22 protein-coding genes, 1 tRNA gene and 1 pseudogene are annotated in these 15,759 nt (G+C 47.1%); 18 read left to right on the plus strand and 6 right to left on the minus strand.

Features of this window, described 5'->3' with window-relative positions; translation table 11 throughout:
* The first annotated feature begins 90 nt into the window (after positions 1 to 90).
* From D5E69_RS08740 to D5E69_RS08750, 3 genes are all read left to right on the plus strand, one after another.
* Positions 91 to 576: a DinB family protein gene (locus D5E69_RS08740; RefSeq protein ID WP_063191141.1), complete on the plus strand. Its 486-nt coding sequence runs from the start codon at positions 91 to 93 to the stop codon at positions 574 to 576.
* Positions 577 to 755: 179 nt separating this feature from the next.
* A complete protein-coding gene (fabI, locus tag D5E69_RS08745) occupies positions 756 to 1,532 on the plus strand; it encodes an enoyl-ACP reductase FabI (RefSeq protein WP_048004301.1) in 777 nt (258 codons plus the stop codon).
* A gap of 135 nt (positions 1,533 to 1,667) precedes the next feature.
* Positions 1,668 to 2,102: a CotO family spore coat protein gene (locus D5E69_RS08750; RefSeq protein ID WP_063191142.1), complete on the plus strand. Its 435-nt coding sequence runs from the start codon at positions 1,668 to 1,670 to the stop codon at positions 2,100 to 2,102.
* Positions 2,103 to 2,143: 41 nt separating this feature from the next.
* Here the strand turns inward: D5E69_RS08750 and D5E69_RS08755 are convergent, their stop codons facing one another.
* A complete protein-coding gene (locus D5E69_RS08755; protein WP_048004299.1) occupies positions 2,144 to 2,623 on the minus strand; it encodes a CotY/CotZ family spore coat protein in 480 nt (159 codons plus the stop codon).
* Between the two features lie 126 nt (positions 2,624 to 2,749).
* Here D5E69_RS08755 and D5E69_RS08760 point away from each other — a divergent pair, with 126 nt between their 5' ends.
* The 9 genes from D5E69_RS08760 (at position 2,750) to D5E69_RS08800 (ending at position 7,706) form a co-directional block, all read left to right on the plus strand.
* Positions 2,750 to 3,106: a DUF1360 domain-containing protein gene (locus tag D5E69_RS08760; RefSeq protein ID WP_048004298.1), complete on the plus strand. Its 357-nt coding sequence runs from the start codon at positions 2,750 to 2,752 to the stop codon at positions 3,104 to 3,106.
* Positions 3,107 to 3,373: 267 nt separating this feature from the next.
* Positions 3,374 to 3,838 (plus strand): sporulation protein, encoded by a 465-nt coding sequence (locus D5E69_RS08765; RefSeq protein WP_048004297.1) that lies wholly within the window; start codon positions 3,374 to 3,376, stop codon positions 3,836 to 3,838.
* Between the two features lie 12 nt (positions 3,839 to 3,850).
* Positions 3,851 to 4,321 carry a stage V sporulation protein AC gene (gene spoVAC, locus D5E69_RS08770; RefSeq protein WP_048004296.1) on the plus strand — a complete coding sequence of 157 codons (471 nt, stop codon included), beginning with the start codon at positions 3,851 to 3,853 and terminating at the stop codon, positions 4,319 to 4,321.
* A complete protein-coding gene (spoVAD, locus tag D5E69_RS08775; protein WP_159129563.1) occupies positions 4,321 to 5,337 on the plus strand; it encodes a stage V sporulation protein AD in 1,017 nt (338 codons plus the stop codon). The genes spoVAC and spoVAD overlap by 1 nt, the downstream gene beginning before the upstream one ends.
* Before the next feature lie 15 nt (positions 5,338 to 5,352).
* The gene (gene spoVAE, locus D5E69_RS08780) at positions 5,353 to 5,709 is read left to right on the plus strand and encodes a stage V sporulation protein AE (RefSeq protein WP_048012985.1); all 357 of its coding nucleotides are present in this window, start codon (positions 5,353 to 5,355) and stop codon (positions 5,707 to 5,709) included.
* A gap of 139 nt (positions 5,710 to 5,848) precedes the next feature.
* A complete protein-coding gene (locus tag D5E69_RS08785; protein WP_079515832.1) occupies positions 5,849 to 5,977 on the plus strand; it encodes a YjcZ family sporulation protein in 129 nt (42 codons plus the stop codon).
* 127 nt (positions 5,978 to 6,104) lie between these two features.
* On the plus strand, positions 6,105 to 6,368 hold the full coding sequence (spoVIF, locus tag D5E69_RS08790; RefSeq protein ID WP_048004293.1) for a sporulation-specific transcription regulator SpoVIF: 264 nt from the start codon (positions 6,105 to 6,107) through the stop codon (positions 6,366 to 6,368).
* Positions 6,369 to 6,504: 136 nt separating this feature from the next.
* Complete coding sequence (locus D5E69_RS08795; RefSeq protein WP_048004292.1) at positions 6,505 to 6,747, plus strand: hypothetical protein; 243 nt, start codon at positions 6,505 to 6,507, stop codon at positions 6,745 to 6,747.
* 62 nt (positions 6,748 to 6,809) lie between these two features.
* Positions 6,810 to 7,706 carry an MBL fold metallo-hydrolase gene (locus D5E69_RS08800; protein WP_159129564.1) on the plus strand — a complete coding sequence of 299 codons (897 nt, stop codon included), beginning with the start codon at positions 6,810 to 6,812 and terminating at the stop codon, positions 7,704 to 7,706.
* On the opposite strand, the gene D5E69_RS08805 is transcribed toward D5E69_RS08800, so the two are convergent.
* The 4 genes from D5E69_RS08805 to D5E69_RS08820 all read right to left on the minus strand — a co-directional run bounded on the left by D5E69_RS08805 (position 7,697) and on the right by D5E69_RS08820 (position 10,268).
* Positions 7,697 to 8,374, minus strand: a complete 678-nt coding sequence (locus tag D5E69_RS08805; RefSeq protein ID WP_231579048.1) for a DUF421 domain-containing protein — start codon at positions 8,372 to 8,374, stop codon at positions 7,697 to 7,699. The genes D5E69_RS08800 and D5E69_RS08805 overlap by 10 nt on opposite strands.
* 126 nt (positions 8,375 to 8,500) lie before the next feature.
* Positions 8,501 to 8,923, minus strand: a complete 423-nt coding sequence (locus D5E69_RS08810; RefSeq protein ID WP_156183357.1) for a GNAT family N-acetyltransferase — start codon at positions 8,921 to 8,923, stop codon at positions 8,501 to 8,503.
* A gap of 1 nt (position 8,924) precedes the next feature.
* A complete protein-coding gene (locus tag D5E69_RS08815; RefSeq protein ID WP_048004288.1) occupies positions 8,925 to 9,446 on the minus strand; it encodes a YjcG family protein in 522 nt (173 codons plus the stop codon).
* A 93-nt stretch (positions 9,447 to 9,539) separates the two neighbouring features.
* On the minus strand, positions 9,540 to 10,268 hold the full coding sequence (locus D5E69_RS08820) for an alpha/beta hydrolase (protein ID WP_159129565.1): 729 nt from the start codon (positions 10,266 to 10,268) through the stop codon (positions 9,540 to 9,542).
* Between the two features lie 140 nt (positions 10,269 to 10,408).
* On the opposite strand from D5E69_RS08820, the gene D5E69_RS08825 reads away from it, so the two are divergent.
* The 4 genes and pseudogenes from D5E69_RS08825 (at position 10,409) to D5E69_RS08840 (ending at position 14,816) form a co-directional block, all read left to right on the plus strand.
* Positions 10,409 to 10,966: a phosphatidylglycerophosphatase A family protein gene (locus D5E69_RS08825; RefSeq protein ID WP_048004286.1), complete on the plus strand. Its 558-nt coding sequence runs from the start codon at positions 10,409 to 10,411 to the stop codon at positions 10,964 to 10,966.
* Positions 10,967 to 11,266: 300 nt separating this feature from the next.
* Entirely contained in the window at positions 11,267 to 12,259 is a 993-nt protein-coding gene (locus D5E69_RS08830) for a TAXI family TRAP transporter solute-binding subunit (RefSeq protein WP_048004285.1), read from the plus strand.
* A 79-nt stretch (positions 12,260 to 12,338) separates the two neighbouring features.
* Positions 12,339 to 12,848, plus strand: a complete 510-nt coding sequence (locus D5E69_RS08835) for a DUF1850 domain-containing protein (protein WP_048004284.1) — start codon at positions 12,339 to 12,341, stop codon at positions 12,846 to 12,848.
* Positions 12,835 to 14,816, plus strand: a pseudogene (locus D5E69_RS08840) (TRAP transporter permease). Before D5E69_RS08835 ends, D5E69_RS08840 begins: the two are co-directional and overlap by 14 nt.
* 41 nt (positions 14,817 to 14,857) lie before the next feature.
* Here D5E69_RS08840 and D5E69_RS08845 read toward each other — a convergent pair.
* Positions 14,858 to 15,076, minus strand: coding sequence for a hypothetical protein (locus D5E69_RS08845; protein ID WP_048004282.1), 219 nt, complete (start codon positions 15,074 to 15,076; stop codon positions 14,858 to 14,860).
* 153 nt (positions 15,077 to 15,229) lie between these two features.
* On the opposite strand from D5E69_RS08845, the gene D5E69_RS08850 reads away from it, so the two are divergent.
* Together D5E69_RS08850 and cspD are read left to right on the plus strand one after the other, a co-directional pair.
* Positions 15,230 to 15,301 (plus strand) — tRNA-Val (locus D5E69_RS08850).
* A 227-nt stretch (positions 15,302 to 15,528) separates the two neighbouring features.
* On the plus strand, positions 15,529 to 15,729 hold the full coding sequence (gene cspD, locus D5E69_RS08855) for a cold-shock protein CspD (RefSeq protein WP_048004281.1): 201 nt from the start codon (positions 15,529 to 15,531) through the stop codon (positions 15,727 to 15,729).
* The last annotated feature ends 30 nt before the right edge of the window (positions 15,730 to 15,759 follow it).

Raw genomic sequence — 15,759 nt, forward strand, 5'->3', positions numbered from 1 at the left:
GCTATATGCTGGGAAGTTCTTTTTTTATCTCATTAGACAATGGATATCACTATGTTTAGAATGAACGTATAACCAATAGGAGGTGTTCTCATGTGGAGAGAGAATGTGAAGACCATACGAAGTGAATTGATCGACAGCTTTCATGAAGCAGGAGAAGATAAACTGAATGAAAAGCCTGCGAAAGGGGAGTGGAGCATTGCGCAAGTCGTCCTTCATCTGGCCGGGGCGGAAACGCGTTTCATGGAGCTGGCACTGCGCTCCGCCACTGAACACAGGGAGAAGGGAGAAAAGGTCGACCTTACAGTATTCGATGATCCCGCACATAAAATGATTGCTCCCATCGATCCGCCGGACGAGCACAAGACCTTTGACGAACTTCTCTCGGCCCTCCATGCCTCGAGGCAGCTGACGGAACGCCTGGAATTATCCTACACACCAGAAGAGCTTGAGGAGAAAACAATGGACCACCACCGCTTCGGCATCATGCCCATTGAGCAGGTATTCGAACTGCTGGGCAGACACGAGAAACGGCACATCCGTCAGATCCAACGTATCAAGGACTTCACCCGAACCTGAAAGATTCCCGGCTGTCAGTGGGACCGGGGACATGAAGGGTTCCCCCTAGAATAGATGAAGATGCAAAGGCCAGATGGCCCAGCAGATAAACAATCGCGAACAAGGCTTTTCATTTTTAAGAATATCATGTAGAATTAGTATCAGGTACTAATAACATGTATTAAACAGGAGGATATTCAATGACTCTTTCATTAAAGGGAAAAACATACGTCGTCATGGGAGTGGCGAATAAACGCAGCATCGCCTGGGGAATCGCCCGCTCACTTCACCAGTCGGGAGCACGCTTGATCTTTACATACGCCGGTGAACGCTTTGAAAAAGGAGTAAGGGACCTGGCTTCCACACTCGAAGGCGGGGAAGATTCACTGATCCTCCCTTGTGATGTGACAAGTGATGAAGATATCGACAAATGCTTCGCAACCATCAAGGAAGAAGTCGGAGTCATCCATGGCCTCGCTCACTGCATCGCATTCGCGAATAAGGAGGAGCTTGCCGGCGATTATATGAATACGACCCGCGACGGTTTCCTTCTCGCGCACAATATCAGCTCCTACTCATTGACTGCTGTCAGCAAGGCGGCAAAGGGGATCATGACCGAAGGCGGTAGCATCGTGGCCATGACCTACCTTGGAGGAGAAAGGGTCATGCAGAACTACAATGTCATGGGAGTGGCGAAAGCTTCCCTCGAGGCAAGCGTACGCTATCTTGCAAGCGACCTTGGTAAAGATGGAATCCGCGTCAACTCCATTTCTGCCGGTCCGATCCGCACCCTGTCTGCTAAAGGGGTGGGTGACTTCAACAGTATCCTGAGAGAAATTGAAGAGCGTGCACCTTTACGCCGCAACACGACTCAGGAAGAAGTAGGGGATGCGGCTGTATTCCTCTTCAGCGACTACTCAAGAGGAATCACCGGAGAAAATCTCCATGTAGATTCAGGTTATCACGTACTAGGATAATTACAGATATGATAAAAGAACCTTCATCCCGGCGGAATCCGCCCGGATGAAGGTTCTTTCTTTGCATTCTGCCGTGAAGAAACACATGGGAGGGGTGTGCATACATATAAAAGTAGAACACAAGGAGGGATGAGTGTGAGGAAAGAAAAGAAGCCTCTGTTATATATCCAGCAGCCCCGCATGATCGATGTACGCAGCAATATGCAGAATACGTATAAAGGGTCGGCCAAGAGGGCCGAAACCAGGCCGAAACCCGTTGAACAAGTGAAGAAAGAGGAAGTGGAAGTGGAAGCTGTCATAGAGGAACCGACGGTGCTAACGACGGAATCCTATTTCCGGCCGCTGAAGCCATTCAGGGAAATGGACCTTGAAGGGAAAATCAGCTATCTGGAAGCGAGCATCATGGGGAGGGCTCCGTTTCCATGTGCATTTCAGACGGACACTGTTTCCTACAGAGGGGTACTCCGATCATCGGATACCAACACACTGACCATTAAGACCTTCCAAGGGGAAGACGTGGTGTTGGAAAAAAGAACAGTTAAAAACATCCAGATCATCGGATTGAAATAAAAAGAGCCAGGCGGTCACCCGACTGGCTCCTTCCCTGTCAATCAGTCACAAACTCCGTCCACTCTTACATCATCGATGCATTGGATGGCACAGAAGCAATCTAGATCAACTGTAATGCAATCCCCTGTCAGCTCATAGTAATAGTTATTGTGAAGACCCATCATTTCATCTTCGGAATCAACATCTGCTCCGGAAGCATGAACCTTTTTCAATACTTGAAGGGTGGCACAACAGTCGTCGAATACGTTTTTGACACGGAAGTATGGTGTTTTCCAGCAGTGGTGTTTAGGATGCACCTTGAAAAGGTCTCCTTTTTTGTTGTAGAGTTTGAAAACACGCGTGTTTGGTGCATTTCCGACAGGACTGATCAAAGACCCAAGCGGCTCAAGAAAGCAGTCGTTCTTACAATCGAAGCAATCTTGATCAGCTGCATCTTGGATATCTTTAATGGCGCGTACGGCTAGACAAACGCATCCTTTACTGGCACCGTGAATATCATCTTTTCTTTTTCCGCAACCCATAAGAAAATTTCCTCCTTAAATTGTTTTCATTACACTACTAACATATTGACAGAACGGGTTTTGGGTCACGGACAAAAGCCCCTTTTGGGGAAAATAGGCAGAATCGAATGAAGGAGTGGGCGCTTTTTGAAGCTAACTGTTCTGGAATTGATCATCATGGGTCTGGCCGTATTCCGGCTTACCCACCTCATTGTATTTGATAAGATCACCGAATTCATCAGAAGTCCCTTTTTCAACGAGATTACAGAGGCGGATGAAAATGGCTTGGAGGAAGTCTATCTGGTTCCCAAAGAGGGGGGAATCAGAGGGTTTATCGGAGAGTTGTTATCATGCTACTGGTGTACCGGCATATGGATGGCGTTTTTCTGCTACGGGGGATTCATCTTTTATCCTGTCGTATTCCAGCCGTTTCTCGCGATCATGGCGGTGGCGGGGATCGGAGCCATTCTTGAATCAGCCATTCAAAATTGGAAATCACGGTAGGGATTAGGGAAACAGTGGAAACAAGCAATGCATCATGCGCATATAATGGGAGTGGGAATGAACGAAAGGAGGATGGGGAAGTGAAGAAAACCCCTATACAGGTACCGCTCACCACCAATTCCACTCCGAAGAAAAAAGGCTGCGGGTGTGGATCGAAAATCAAGAAGAACTAAGACTGCTCATTTGGGCAGTCTTTTTCTATTCATAAAAAATCGCTTTTCAGCAAAAAATACAGGGTGAGAACGAACCATACGGAGGGCAGTTTATATGACTCGAATGATCATTAGCATCCTTTTCATCCTCCTGCTTACTGGATGCAAGAGCATGGAAGATGGGGAAGACAGTAAGAATGCATTGATGAAGCGCACCGATCTATCTCCGATTGAACTGGTGGATAACCCGGAAACAGACAGCTTCGGCCATGCCATTAAAGAGGAGCTGGCGAAGAAAAAGGAATTGTACGACGTCGCCGTGATTCAGGGGAAAGAAAAGACTCTGGTCGTCTATAAAGTGAAACACCTGCAGCGGTTCCATATGAAGAGGATCGAGCATGACATGGAAGCGTATCTTGAAGACAAGTATCCAGATGAGGATTTCATTCTTTCGAGCGATTATAAAATCTTCCTTGAAACGGTAAGGTTGAAAGAAAGAATAAAGAATAATGACATCGGAAATGAAGAGGCAGAGAAGCACTTCAATGACATCATCACTCTTCAGAAAGAAAAAACGTAGGAGGGGTAGGAAGTGGCTAAAACACCGAAAACGCCTGAGCAAAAGCAGTATGAAGCCATCGAGAAGAAGTATGAAACAAAGCGTCCTTTAATGAAGAACGTGCTGAAAGCATTTTTTGTCGGAGGAATTATTTGTGTCATCGGACAGGCATTCACTTATATGTATATCTATTTTTTTAACTTTACGGAACAGACCGCTGGCAATCCAACCGTCGCCACCATGGTCTTCCTAGCCATGCTGTTGACCGGTTTCGGCCTGTATGATCATCTTGGTCAATTTGCAGGAGCCGGGAGCGCCGTGCCCGTCACCGGATTCGGGAATTCGGTGATTTCCGCCGCGATCGAGCATAAAACCGAGGGGTACGTCCTCGGGGTAGGGGGAAATATGTTCAAGCTTGCCGGCTCGGTCATTGTATTCGGGGTTTTCTCTGCATTCGTCGTGGCACTCATCAAGACAATCCTCATCCAGTTAGGGGTGATCTAATGTTAAAAGGTTCACAGTCATGGGTGTTTCCACTCAAACCGAAAATCCTTTCGACAGGTGTCGTGGGAGGTCCATTTGAAAAGAAAGGCCGGCTCAGCGCCGATTTCGATCGTTTCTATGATGATGTGAGGATGGGGACGGATACGTATGAAAAAGCAAACCGGACTATGATTGAAGATGCTGTATCCATCGCTCTTGAAAAGAAATCCATTACAAAAAATGACGTGCAGTTCTTCCTGACGGGCGATCTCATCAATCAGATCACGCCGTCGAGTTTTGCGGCAAGGACGATCGGACTTCCGTATTTCGGATTATTCGGAGCATGCTCCACTTCCATGGAAGGCCTTGCCCTTTCTGCTCTCATGGTCAATTACCATGGGGCACACCACGTCATCACCGGTGCCTCAAGCCATAATTCAGCGACGGAAAGGCAGTTCAGGTACCCGACAGAATACGGCGGCCAAAAGCCTCCAACGGCCCAATGGACTGTGACGGGAGCAGGGTATGCACTTCTCGGCAATGAAGCCTCCGGAGGAGCACCGGGACCGAGGGTAACATCCGCTACAATCGGTAAGGTCATCGACATGGGTTTATCCGATCCCTTCAACATGGGCGGAGCGATGGCGCCGGCTGCAGTGGATACCATCACGGCGCACTTCAGGGACCTGGAGCGGGATCCATCCTATTACGACCTGATTGTCACCGGAGATTTGGCGAAGATCGGACGGCTTACAGCCCTTGATCTTCTTCAGCGGAAAGGACTCGGGATCCAGGACGATCAGTTCCAGGATTGTGGACTCCTCATCTATGATGAGAATCAACCGGTTCAGGCAGGGGCAAGCGGTCCTGGCTGTTCTGCCACCGTCCTGTACGGCCACCTCCTCAATCAGATGAGACAAGGAACGTATAAAAAGATCCTCGTGATTGCGACGGGCGCTCTTCTTTCTCCGCTCACCTTCCAGCAAGGGGAGACGATCCCCTGCATTGCTCATGCTGTATCGATTGAATATTCATAAGAAAGGGGAGTATTTATGCTAGCCATGTTTTTTTGGGCCTTCGTTGTCGGTGGACTCATATGTGTTGTCGGACAGCTGCTGCTCGATGTGGTAAAATTCCCGCCGGCATATGCCATGAGTTTTCTTGTGGTGGTGGGTTCCGTGCTTTCGGGCTTGGGCCTTTACGAGCCTCTCATTGATTTTGCGGGAGCGGGAGCCACGATCCCTATCATGAGCTTTGGAAATTCCCTGGTGAATGGGGCCATGCAAGAGTCGCAGGAGCATGGGATCATCGGGGTGCTGACAGGGATGTTCGAAGTCACATCCTCCGGTATATCAGCGGCCATTGTATTCGGATTCCTTGGTGCCCTCCTGTTCAATCCTAAAGGCTGAAGATGAAGCGATCAGATGGACACCATCTGATCGCTTCATTTCGTTCTGAGCTTCACCCAATTTCAACTCAGCCCAACCATAGGCCTTGTCCGATACATATGTTAATAAGGATTATAGGGCAAAGTGAGGTGATATTTGCATGTACGGATATGGAGGATACGGATGCGGCTACAATTACGGCTGTGGAACCGGCGGATATGGTTCTACATTTGTATTGATTGTCGTGTTGTTCATTCTTTTGATCATCGTCGGAGCCAGTTTCTGCTAGAAAGGAGTAGAAGGGCAGTATCCTTGAGTGTATAGGGATCCTGTCTTTTTTGTGGTTTCTTTCTGATCCGAGGAACGCTCCTGGGTTTTTTACATATGATGCTTATAGTTAAAGGAGGCGTGAGTTTATGAATAACAATTTTTTTAAGAACCTCGAGAAGAAGACCGGTGTGGATATGAATGAAGTGTTTGAACTGGCAAACTCCCTGCAGAATGCAAATTTCAAGGATGAGGCAACCGTGCGCAGCGTCATTAAAAGGGTTTCTAAAATTGCCAATAAGCCTGTGAACAAAGAAATGGAAGATAAAATTGTCAAATCCATTGTAAATGATGGGAAACAACTTGATTTTGGAACCATCTCCAATATGTTGAACAAAGGAAATAAAAAATAAGCATCCCATGAGGGATACCGATGTCGGTCGGTAACATGCGTTCGGGAGGCTTGTATCACAGCCTCCTATTTTTGTGGAAGGATTACTGATACCCAGTACCGGGTATCATACATAAAAACGAGGGGGGAAGGATCCGATGGGTTATATTGCACCGATTCCACACTTTCAGTATAAGCAATATCAAGAAAGGGAGCTGAATGCCACGGAGAAGCCTTATCACTATACCCCGGTCCACGCCATCACCGCCCTGTCAAGAGGGGCAGGTAGAGAGTCAAGGGAAGTGACGGATCATTATAACGGGAAGGAAAAGAAACAGATTCCTGAAAAGATCATTGCGAGGCTGACAGGAAAAGGGATCAATTTTCACGAATATGTCTAAGTGGCCATAAGTCCCACTAAATACTGGGGCTTGGTCTGACATTATAGTGGGAGCTGAAGACAGTGGAATTCATATCATTGCACAAAAACACTTACTGCTTCACGGGTGCTGTGAATATCGGCTACTCTGTGAAGGCGGGGAAGGGATTGCTGATCGATACCGGTTTGGATGACTCGGCCACTAACAAGGTTCTGCGTATGCTCGACGAAAAAGCCCTTCCCCTCGATTATTGCATCATCACTCATGCCCACACGGATCATTACGGTGGAGCCGATCGGATCAGGGAAAAGAAGGAAGTGACGATTCTCGCGCCCCGTTTGGAAAAAGCCATCATGGAAAATCCTGTTCTTGAGCCCATTTATTTATTTAACGGGGCTTTTCCTCCTGCGTCCCTGCGGAATAAGTTTCTCGAGGCCAAGGCCATCACAGTCGATGAAGAAATCGAGGAGGGCCCCCTGAAGATTGGGCCGTTCGATTTGGAAATCTTGAGTCTACCGGGGCACTCCTATGGGCAGATCGGCGTGATGGTAGAAGAAGTCCTCTTTGCTACCGATGCATACTTTGGCACAGAGGCACTTAAGAAGCATATCGTTCCGTTCATCACAGATGCCGACGCTACCCTGGCTACTCTCCACTACATACTGGAACGATCTTGTCAGGGCGCCATTCCCGGCCACGGGATCTATGAAGAAGATTTCAGGAGGACGGTACAGGAAAACATCGTCCTTCATCATCGGCATATGGAGGCATTGGAAAAACGCATTGAAGGGAAACAGAGGTGCTCCTTCGAAGAAATCGTTAAGGAGTATTTAAACATGGTAGGGGTATCATCACGGCAGCTCGGTCAGTTCCTTTTGTATCGTACAAGCATAACGGCCTATCTGATCTCCCTCGAAAGAAGGGGACGGATCAAGATGACGGTCCACCAGAACGAACTCGTCTTGACCCTTCATTCATAGCCCTGCACCAAAAGGGGTTCATTTTCGGTCCATTCGGCAAAAAGCACGTCCTTTGGTGAGGAGAATCCCTGCCTGCTGATCTCGGTCTGAAGCCACCGGTCATCCTCTCCTACAATCTTCAAGTTATCATAGACGATTTCTCCATCCATGATCAGAGACATGGGCAAGGTTGCTTTCTTCAGCGGAAGGGAAAGGTCCTGACGTTGGACTTGATCGTAGAGAGGCTTCTTGATGACACTAAGGGTGCCATTGGATTCAAGTAGTGCGTATTCGCACTCCTTTACGGAAAAAATATCTTTTGCCCGTAAAAGATGCTGCAGCTGATTCAAATCCAAATGATTCTTCTTCAGTACTGTATAATTGATGATTCCCTTATTGATGACGATAGCGGGTGTCCCTTCCATCAGGTGGCGGAATTTGCGGGACTTCTGGGTAAAGAATTCAGTCACGAAAATCAGGGCACCCCAAATGAGGATGGCAGTCAATACTTGAAACACCGAGATTTTATCATCATAAAGGGAGTTACCGACAAGCTCTCCAAGGATCAGGGCCGAGATGAAATCAAAAGCCGAGATCTGCGTGATCTGGGTTTTACCCAATACTTTGGTGAGGATGAGTAAGGCGAAGTAACCGACAATCAATTCCACGGCGATGGATGTGTACTCCAATGGGATTCCCCCTTTCAACAGGCTACTCCCCATTATGGACGAATGACCTTCAGTCTATACGATTATGCCGTGAAACAAATCAGACACAAAAAAGCGCCGGATTCATGATCCTGCGCTTTTTTGCGTTCATAATGATTTTTCCATCGTACGGTGGGGAATCCCTGCGTCAAGGAATTCTTCTGAAACGATCTCATACCCTAACTTCTCATAAAATGGAATGGCTTGACTCTGTGCGTTGAGCTTCAGGACAGGAAGGGACATCTCCCTGGCATAATCCTCAATGGCCCTCATGATTTCCCGGCCGGCGCCGCGTCCCCTAAGAGAGGAGAGGATGCAGATGCGTTCCGCTTTTCCTTTGCCATCCATCACCCTGAAGCGACCGGCGCCTACAGGGTGATCCTCGTCATAAAGAAGGAAATGGGTGGACTCCTCTTCATATTGGTCGATTTCATCTTCGGCAGGAACATTCTGTTCCTCTACGAAAACGGATTTTCTGATGGAAAATACTTCTTGAAGTTGTTCTTCTGTTGAGACGATTTTAGTGTGCAATTTACTGATTTTCCTTTCCGAGTCGGAATGTTTCATACACGGTCCATGAACCATTCTCCAGCTGATAGAGGAGATGGAACCGGTCGATGGTTTCCTCATGATCGATGCCAAGCATGGATAGGGAGCCATAAATGTCGGAGTGCTCATCGTTACTCAGCTTCTGGGCCACGGTGATATGCGGTACAAAAGAGTACTCCGGCTCATCTCCCATGAATTCCCGGTGGTGCATGGCATCATGAAGTGCCTGGAGTTCAGGGTTCGGATCCACTTTGAAATAGATCACGTTATTAACGGGCTGGAATGAGCTCACTTTATACGCCTTCAGCGTAAAGGGATCATGTTCTTTTGCGATATGGGAAAGCTTACCGGCGATATCCTTGATATGCTCATCATCGGCGCTGAATACATTTTTCAGCGTCAAATGAGGCGGAATCAATGCATAATGAGGGTCATAGCGCTTTCGGTAAGAATTTGCGATATCTTGAAGTTTTTTAGATGGGAAAATGACGATGCCATAATTCATTTTCGTTCAATCCTCCTTAGAAACATATGTGCGTATGAGTAGTATAGCAAATTTTTAAAAAATTTAACATAGGGCGAACGGAGCGACCGCCCATTACTTATGGAACATGAACGTCAAGGCCCTGCGCAGATCGGGCTGCCAGTATTTCCATGTATGATCCCCGTCGAACTCATCGTAGAACGTGGTGTACCCTTTCTGGGAGAATACGTGATTCAATTCACGATTCGGAGTCAGAAAATCCTTGATCTGACCGTCTGTGGTCTTTACTTCGGTTTCGCCCTTGCCGATCACATGGTAAATATCCAGAAGATGAGGGGAAGGGAATGACCCTACGGCTTCAAGAACGGTTTCATTGACAAGCGGTGATTGAAGGATCACTTTACCGAATGTATGCGGGTACTTAAGCGCCGTCATCAATGAAACAGTAGCCCCCAGTGAATCGCCGATGAGCACTCGCCCTTTCCCCATTTGGTAAGTGGGATACATTTCATCGAGCTTGGGGGTCAATTCATGGGCGAGGAATCGGATATAGTCGGCATTCTCTTCTCCGGCAGGATGATACTTGCGGCTCCGATCCTGTACATTCTTATACGGGACGCCCACGATGATCGTGTTCTCGATCTCCCCGTTGCCAACTAGTTCATCGGCCAGCCGTGGGATCCTTCCCAGCTGGAAATAGTCCTTTCCATCCTGGGTGATCAGGATGGAATATTTATATAGGGGAGAGTAAGAAGCCGGAAGATAAACCAGCATCTTGATCTCCTCGTTCAGTGCTTCGCTGTATAGAACCAGTTCTTCCACGGTCCCTCTAGCAGTCGTCATTCTACACACATCCTTTATCTCTGTTAACGGTTACAAGTGGATTGTATCACAAACTGCAGAGAAAAGCTTTTAAGAGAGAGTCCGGTCGATTCTTCTGAAAAATGGTATAATTCAGATAAACAGAAAGGGGAGAATAATAATTGACAAAAGTATCTGTACCATCAAATGAAGTAACAAAAGCAGCCCATAGAAAATTAGAGGAAAGGGGAGTGACGTTGGCGGATATCGCCGATATCGTTTATCAAATGCAATTCCCGTACAACAATTCCCTTACAATGGAAGATTGTCTCGAGAGCGTCAGGAAGGTCCTGTTAAAAAGGGAGATTCAGCACGCCATCCTTGTGGGAGTCGAACTCGATCAGCTTGCGGAGCGGAAGATGCTGTCTGAACCCCTTCAGTCCATCGTTGCCTCCGACGAAGGTCTTTTCGGTGTCGATGAAACGATTGCCCTTGGAGCGGCCCTCGGATATGGAAGTATCGCGGTGACGACTTTCGGCCATTTGGACAAGAATAAGATCGGCATCATTCAGAAGCTGGATACGAAGGAAGGAGGATCCGTGCATACATTCCTCGACGATATCGTGGCAAGCATTGCTGCGAATGCCTCATCCAGGCTTGCCCACCGTTTAAGGGATCTCGAAGAGGGCAGGCCGCTTGAAGAAAGGCTGGAAGTGGAGGGGGAGGAACTGATTGGGTAGCTTTCTGCTATATAACAGAGGGTGAGGGGGAATGAGGAATATATCATGACCAGAGATGGGGTTTTAATCCATTTTCAAGTGAAAAGGAGTTTGTAAACGTTTCTAACAATTATTATACGATTTTTTTCTTGAGAATTATCCGGAAAGTCCTAGATAATGGTAGAAAGTGACTGTTTTGTAACCGTATTTAATAGTCGTAATTTATAGAACATTATCAAAATATAAAATTTTTATCACAATTGTGTTACATTTTGTGTTACAATAATTTCCGTTAATAGAAAATAATTAGGGGGGATTTCCTTGAAAAAACGCAGTTTAATGTTGAGTACTGCTATTCTGCTGCTTGTTTCTCTCGTTCTGGCCGCATGCGGCGGTGGTTCCGGAGATGATTCCAAAGGAGCAGACGGAAAAAAGAAAACGGACTTCATCGGTATCGCAACCGGTGGTACCGGGGGTACATACTATCCTTTAGGTGGAACGTTCGCGAAGATCATCCAGGATGAGACAGGCATCAAGTCTTCTGCTTCAACGTCGGGTGCATCTGCTGAAAACATGGCTTCAATCAAAGATGGCAAAACGGAGATCGCATTCACTCAGACGGACATCGCTTCTTATGCCTCTGAAGGAACACAGATGTTCAAAGACAATAAAGTAGAGAATGCCCGCGGGATTGCAACACTCTATCCTGAAACCATCCAAATCGTCACAACAAAGAAATCCGGAATCAAATCGGTTGAAGATCTTAAAGGGAAGGTCGTATCAGTCGGTGAAGCCGGATCCGGTACACTCCTTAATGCAGAGCAGATCCTTGAGGTTCATGGGATGAAGCTTGATGATCTTGAAGCCCGTAATCTTTCATTCGATGATTCAACAACAGGTATCCAGGATGGCACGATCGACGCCGCCTTCATCACTTCCGGAACACCTACAGGTGCAGTAGAGGGGCTTGCAGCGACTCAGGATATCACCATCGTTCCTGTCTCTACTGATAAAGCAAAAGAATTGATCGAGAAATATCCTTATTATGCAGAGGATAAGATCCCTTCAGGAACATACAGCAAGGTCGATGAAGAAATCCCGACCGTCGCTGTACTTGCCATGCTCGTTACGAGTGCAGATATTCCTGAAGATGTCATCTATGATGTAACGAAGGCGATCTTTGAAAACACGGATGATATCAAACACGCAAAAGGAAAATTGATTTCTGCTGAAAACGGCCTCAAAGGAATGGGGATTGAATTACATCCTGGAGCCAAGAAATATTTTGATGAAAAAGGCATTTCAGAAGAATAAAAGTCTTTTAAAACGTTTGAAAGGGATAGACCTGACTCTCGGGTCTATTCCTTTGTTTTGATGTAAGAGGTGAGAACGAATGAAGAAATTCATCGTGATCGGAGTGCTCCTGTTATTGACAATGGCGATATTTGTGCCGTTTCAGGAAAGGTTGTCGGTGGAATGCCTGTCGAAAGAGGAAAAGACGTTGTTTGTGAAGCTTCCCGAGGACCTGACGTTCTCGATTGAATATACGCATTCGATCCATCTATCCGAGGTACAGGAATTTTACAAGATAAGCGGGAATGAAATCACTCAACACGCCCTGCTTTACGAAGATACGTCAATTGGTATGCCTTCGGATGCAGTGGGGGACGAGGTGTTCAGTCGGACGGAAGACGGTAAGTATCTGATCTCGAATATGGAGCGTTCGTTTCCCTACATCGATCTTCAGATTGGAAGAGTGGTGGCCAATCATCGATTGGAAATAGGGAAGTCTGAGTATGAACTATCAGGATTTTTCGGTAAGGGTGAGTTCGTTCGTTTTCAGTGGAAGAGGGCTTCACTATTTGCACAATGGAAAGGAGTGACTGTTGATGGAAAAAGATGAAAAATTCGAAACGTTGACAGAGGAACAACAGCGGGAGCTGCTTGAAAAATACGATCCCGAATCTTCTACTCGTAAGCTGGAGAGCGGATTCTTCAAATGGGTCATTTTTTACGGATTATTGGCATTTTCATTATTTCAGTTAGTGGCATCGATCTTCCAATTCATTCCACGACAGCTATTATTATCGATCCATCTTGGATTTGCGCTATCATTGGTCTTTTTGCTGTTCCCGGCGAGGAAGAAGAATCTGAAGAAAAAGAAAGTGGCTTGGTATGATGTGATCTTATCGGTCATTTCCATCGGAATCGGCGCGTATTGGCCGCTGATGCAGGATGATATCGTCAGCCGTGTCGGTATGATGACATCCCTTGATTTCTACGTTGGGTTTGCGGCCATGATCCTTGTATTGGAAGCCACAAGGCGTGCTGTCGGTCTTCCTATTACGATCATTGCCACATTGTTCATCCTTTATATGTACTATGGCAGACTCATGCCTGGATTCCTTGCTCACAGGGGATTCGATTGGGATGATATCGTCAAGACGATGTTCTTTACAAGTGAAGGGATTTTGGGAACTCCTTTGTATGTGTCGGCCACGTTCATATTCCTATTCCTGCTATTCGGGCCTTCCTTGTGAAGACGGGGGTCGGGCAATATTTCAACGATCTGGCAGTAGCCATTGCCGGTAAAAGGATCGGTGGACCTGCAAAAGTGGCGATCTTCTCGAGTGCACTGCAGGGAACCATCAGTGGAAGCTCGGTTGCGAATGTCGTCACATCCGGTTCCTTCACGATACCAATGATGAAAAAGCTCGGCTACCGTAAAGAGTTTGCCGGAGGTGTAGAGGCTGCCGCTTCTACTGGAGGGCAGCTCATGCCTCCTGTCATGGGTGCCGCTGCCTTCCTAATGGTAGAGTTTATCGGTGGGATTTCCTACTGGGATATCGCCAAAGCAGCGGCGATCCCGGCAGTCCTGTACTTTACGGGGATTTGGATCATGACCCACTTCGAAGCGAAACGCGTCGGTTTACGGGGATTATCTGATGAAGAAATGCCGGATAAGAAAGAAGTATTCAAACAGATCTACCTCTTGCTACCGATCCTTACGGTCATCATTCTGCTAGTAAGCGGGATGAGCGTCATGAGAGCGGCTCTTTGGTCCATCGTGGCGACAGTCGTGATCAGCGGGATCAGGAAAGCGACGAGGATCGGATTCAGAGATGCCATCGATGCGTTGGTAGATGGGGCAAGGACCGCGCTATCCGTTGCCGTGGCAACCGCATGTGCCGGAATGATTGTCGGGGTGGTCACGAAGACCGGACTCGGGCTGACAATGGCCAACGGTCTGGTTGATCTGGCGGCAGACTTGACCAATACCACTCAAGGGAAATTGATCCTGACGCTTGTCTTTACCATGATTGCTTCCTTGATACTCGGGATGGGCTCACCGACGACAGCGAACTATGTCATCACGTCCACAATCGCTGCCCCGGCCATCATCCTTTTGGGCGCACCTGAATTATCCGCCCATCTCTTTGTTTTCTATTTCGGAATCGTGGCGGATATTACACCTCCTGTTGCACTGGCTGCCTTTGCCGCGGCAGGGGTGTCGGGAGGGGAACCGATCAAAACGGGGGTCAATGCGGCGAAGCTTGCCATAGCCGCCTTCATCATTCCATATATGTTCGTCCTCTCTCCTGAACTCCTGATGATCGATACAACGATCCCTGAATTGCTTTGGGTCGTATTCACGGCCATTACCGGTATGATTGCCATTGGTGCAGGTATCATCGGCTATTGGTTCAGACGTATGTATGCGATTGAACGCCTGTTCGCCGTTGCAGCAGGGCTTATGCTCATTTATCCGGAAGGAATGTCGGATATGATCGGATTGATCACGTTCATCGTCCTCATCGGTCTGCAGTTCTTCGTAAAGCGGGAAGACAAAGTGTTGAAAGCTACAGCTTGATAAAAGAAAGACCGGGTGTCTGCGCCCGGTCTTTTTACCATTTACCCGGATCTTTCTTTTTTGGGAGTGGACTCGAGGGAGACGGCCAGGATGCCGTCTGTCTTGAATGTACGGGGAGCTTTTCTGAGATAACAATACGCTTCAACCGTATGTTCTGTGAAGTGGTGGACGAGGATCTTTCTTTTGGTAAAGCATTCACCGTCGAAATAGATGATATCGATTTTGATTCCTTCATTCAGAGAACGGGCTATCAATTTCATGGCGTGAGACCTCCTTCATCCTAACAGCCTACGCGCAGAATGCGGCTTTTATTCAGGGAGTGGACCTGATAAGTAAGAAGAAAAATTATTTTCGCAAAACATGTTGACTTTTAGCGAAAATCTTATATAATTTAATTTGTACCTTACATAAGCGACCTGTTAGCTCAGTGGGAGAGCACTTCCTTGACAGGGAAGGGGTCGGGGGTTCAAGTCCCTCACAGGTCATCGCCAAGAACGTTTCCCTTCGGAAACGTTCTTTTTATGTTGGAAATAACCAAAAATAAAATAAAGGTCTGACTTCTATCGGATTGGCTTGATTAATGAGCGCATACCTGTTATTCTATAGAAGAATTATTTTTGTTCGGTATGTAAGGGAAGAACAAGATTTGCTTTTCGCCTGATATCGCAAGAATAGTAATAATTTGTGCACAAGCACGTAGGAGGCAACAATTATGGAAAACGGTAAAGTGAAATGGTTCAACGCAGAAAAAGGTTTCGGTTTCATCGAAGTTGAAGGTGGAGACGACGTTTTCGTACACTTCTCAGCGATCCAAGGCGAAGGTTTCAAATCTCTTGACGAAGGTCAAGAAGTATCTTTCGACATCGAGCAAGGTGCTCGCGGACCACAAGCAGCTAACGTTGTAAAACTTTAATTTTACATTCCAGGAACAGGCTCCCTCGGG

It is taken from the genome of Rossellomorea marisflavi (assembly GCF_009806575.1).
Classification (GTDB): Bacteria; Bacillota; Bacilli; order Bacillales; family Bacillaceae_B; genus Rossellomorea; species Rossellomorea marisflavi_A.

Excerpts from the sequence above, each read along its gene's own strand:
- D5E69_RS08740 (WP_063191141.1), top strand. The coding sequence starts at position 91 with ATGTGGAGAGAGAATGTGAAGACCATACGAAGTGAATTGATCGACAGC.
- fabI (WP_048004301.1), top strand. The coding sequence starts at position 756 with ATGACTCTTTCATTAAAGGGAAAAACATACGTCGTCATGGGAGTGGCG.
- D5E69_RS08755 (WP_048004299.1), bottom strand. The coding sequence starts at position 2,623 with ATGGGTTGCGGAAAAAGAAAAGATGATATTCACGGTGCCAGTAAAGGA.
- D5E69_RS08765 (WP_048004297.1), top strand. The coding sequence starts at position 3,374 with ATGACTCGAATGATCATTAGCATCCTTTTCATCCTCCTGCTTACTGGA.
- spoVAD (WP_159129563.1), top strand. The coding sequence starts at position 4,321 with ATGTTAAAAGGTTCACAGTCATGGGTGTTTCCACTCAAACCGAAAATC.
- spoVAE (WP_048012985.1), top strand. The coding sequence starts at position 5,353 with ATGCTAGCCATGTTTTTTTGGGCCTTCGTTGTCGGTGGACTCATATGT.
- D5E69_RS08785 (WP_079515832.1), top strand. The coding sequence starts at position 5,849 with ATGTACGGATATGGAGGATACGGATGCGGCTACAATTACGGCTGTGGA.
- spoVIF (WP_048004293.1), top strand. The coding sequence starts at position 6,105 with ATGAATAACAATTTTTTTAAGAACCTCGAGAAGAAGACCGGTGTGGAT.
- D5E69_RS08795 (WP_048004292.1), top strand. The coding sequence starts at position 6,505 with ATGGGTTATATTGCACCGATTCCACACTTTCAGTATAAGCAATATCAA.
- D5E69_RS08815 (WP_048004288.1), bottom strand. The coding sequence starts at position 9,446 with ATGAATTATGGCATCGTCATTTTCCCATCTAAAAAACTTCAAGATATC.
- D5E69_RS08820 (WP_159129565.1), bottom strand. The coding sequence starts at position 10,268 with ATGACGACTGCTAGAGGGACCGTGGAAGAACTGGTTCTATACAGCGAA.
- D5E69_RS08835 (WP_048004284.1), top strand. The coding sequence starts at position 12,339 with ATGAAGAAATTCATCGTGATCGGAGTGCTCCTGTTATTGACAATGGCG.
- D5E69_RS08845 (WP_048004282.1), bottom strand. The coding sequence starts at position 15,076 with ATGAAATTGATAGCCCGTTCTCTGAATGAAGGAATCAAAATCGATATC.
- cspD (WP_048004281.1), top strand. The coding sequence starts at position 15,529 with ATGGAAAACGGTAAAGTGAAATGGTTCAACGCAGAAAAAGGTTTCGGT.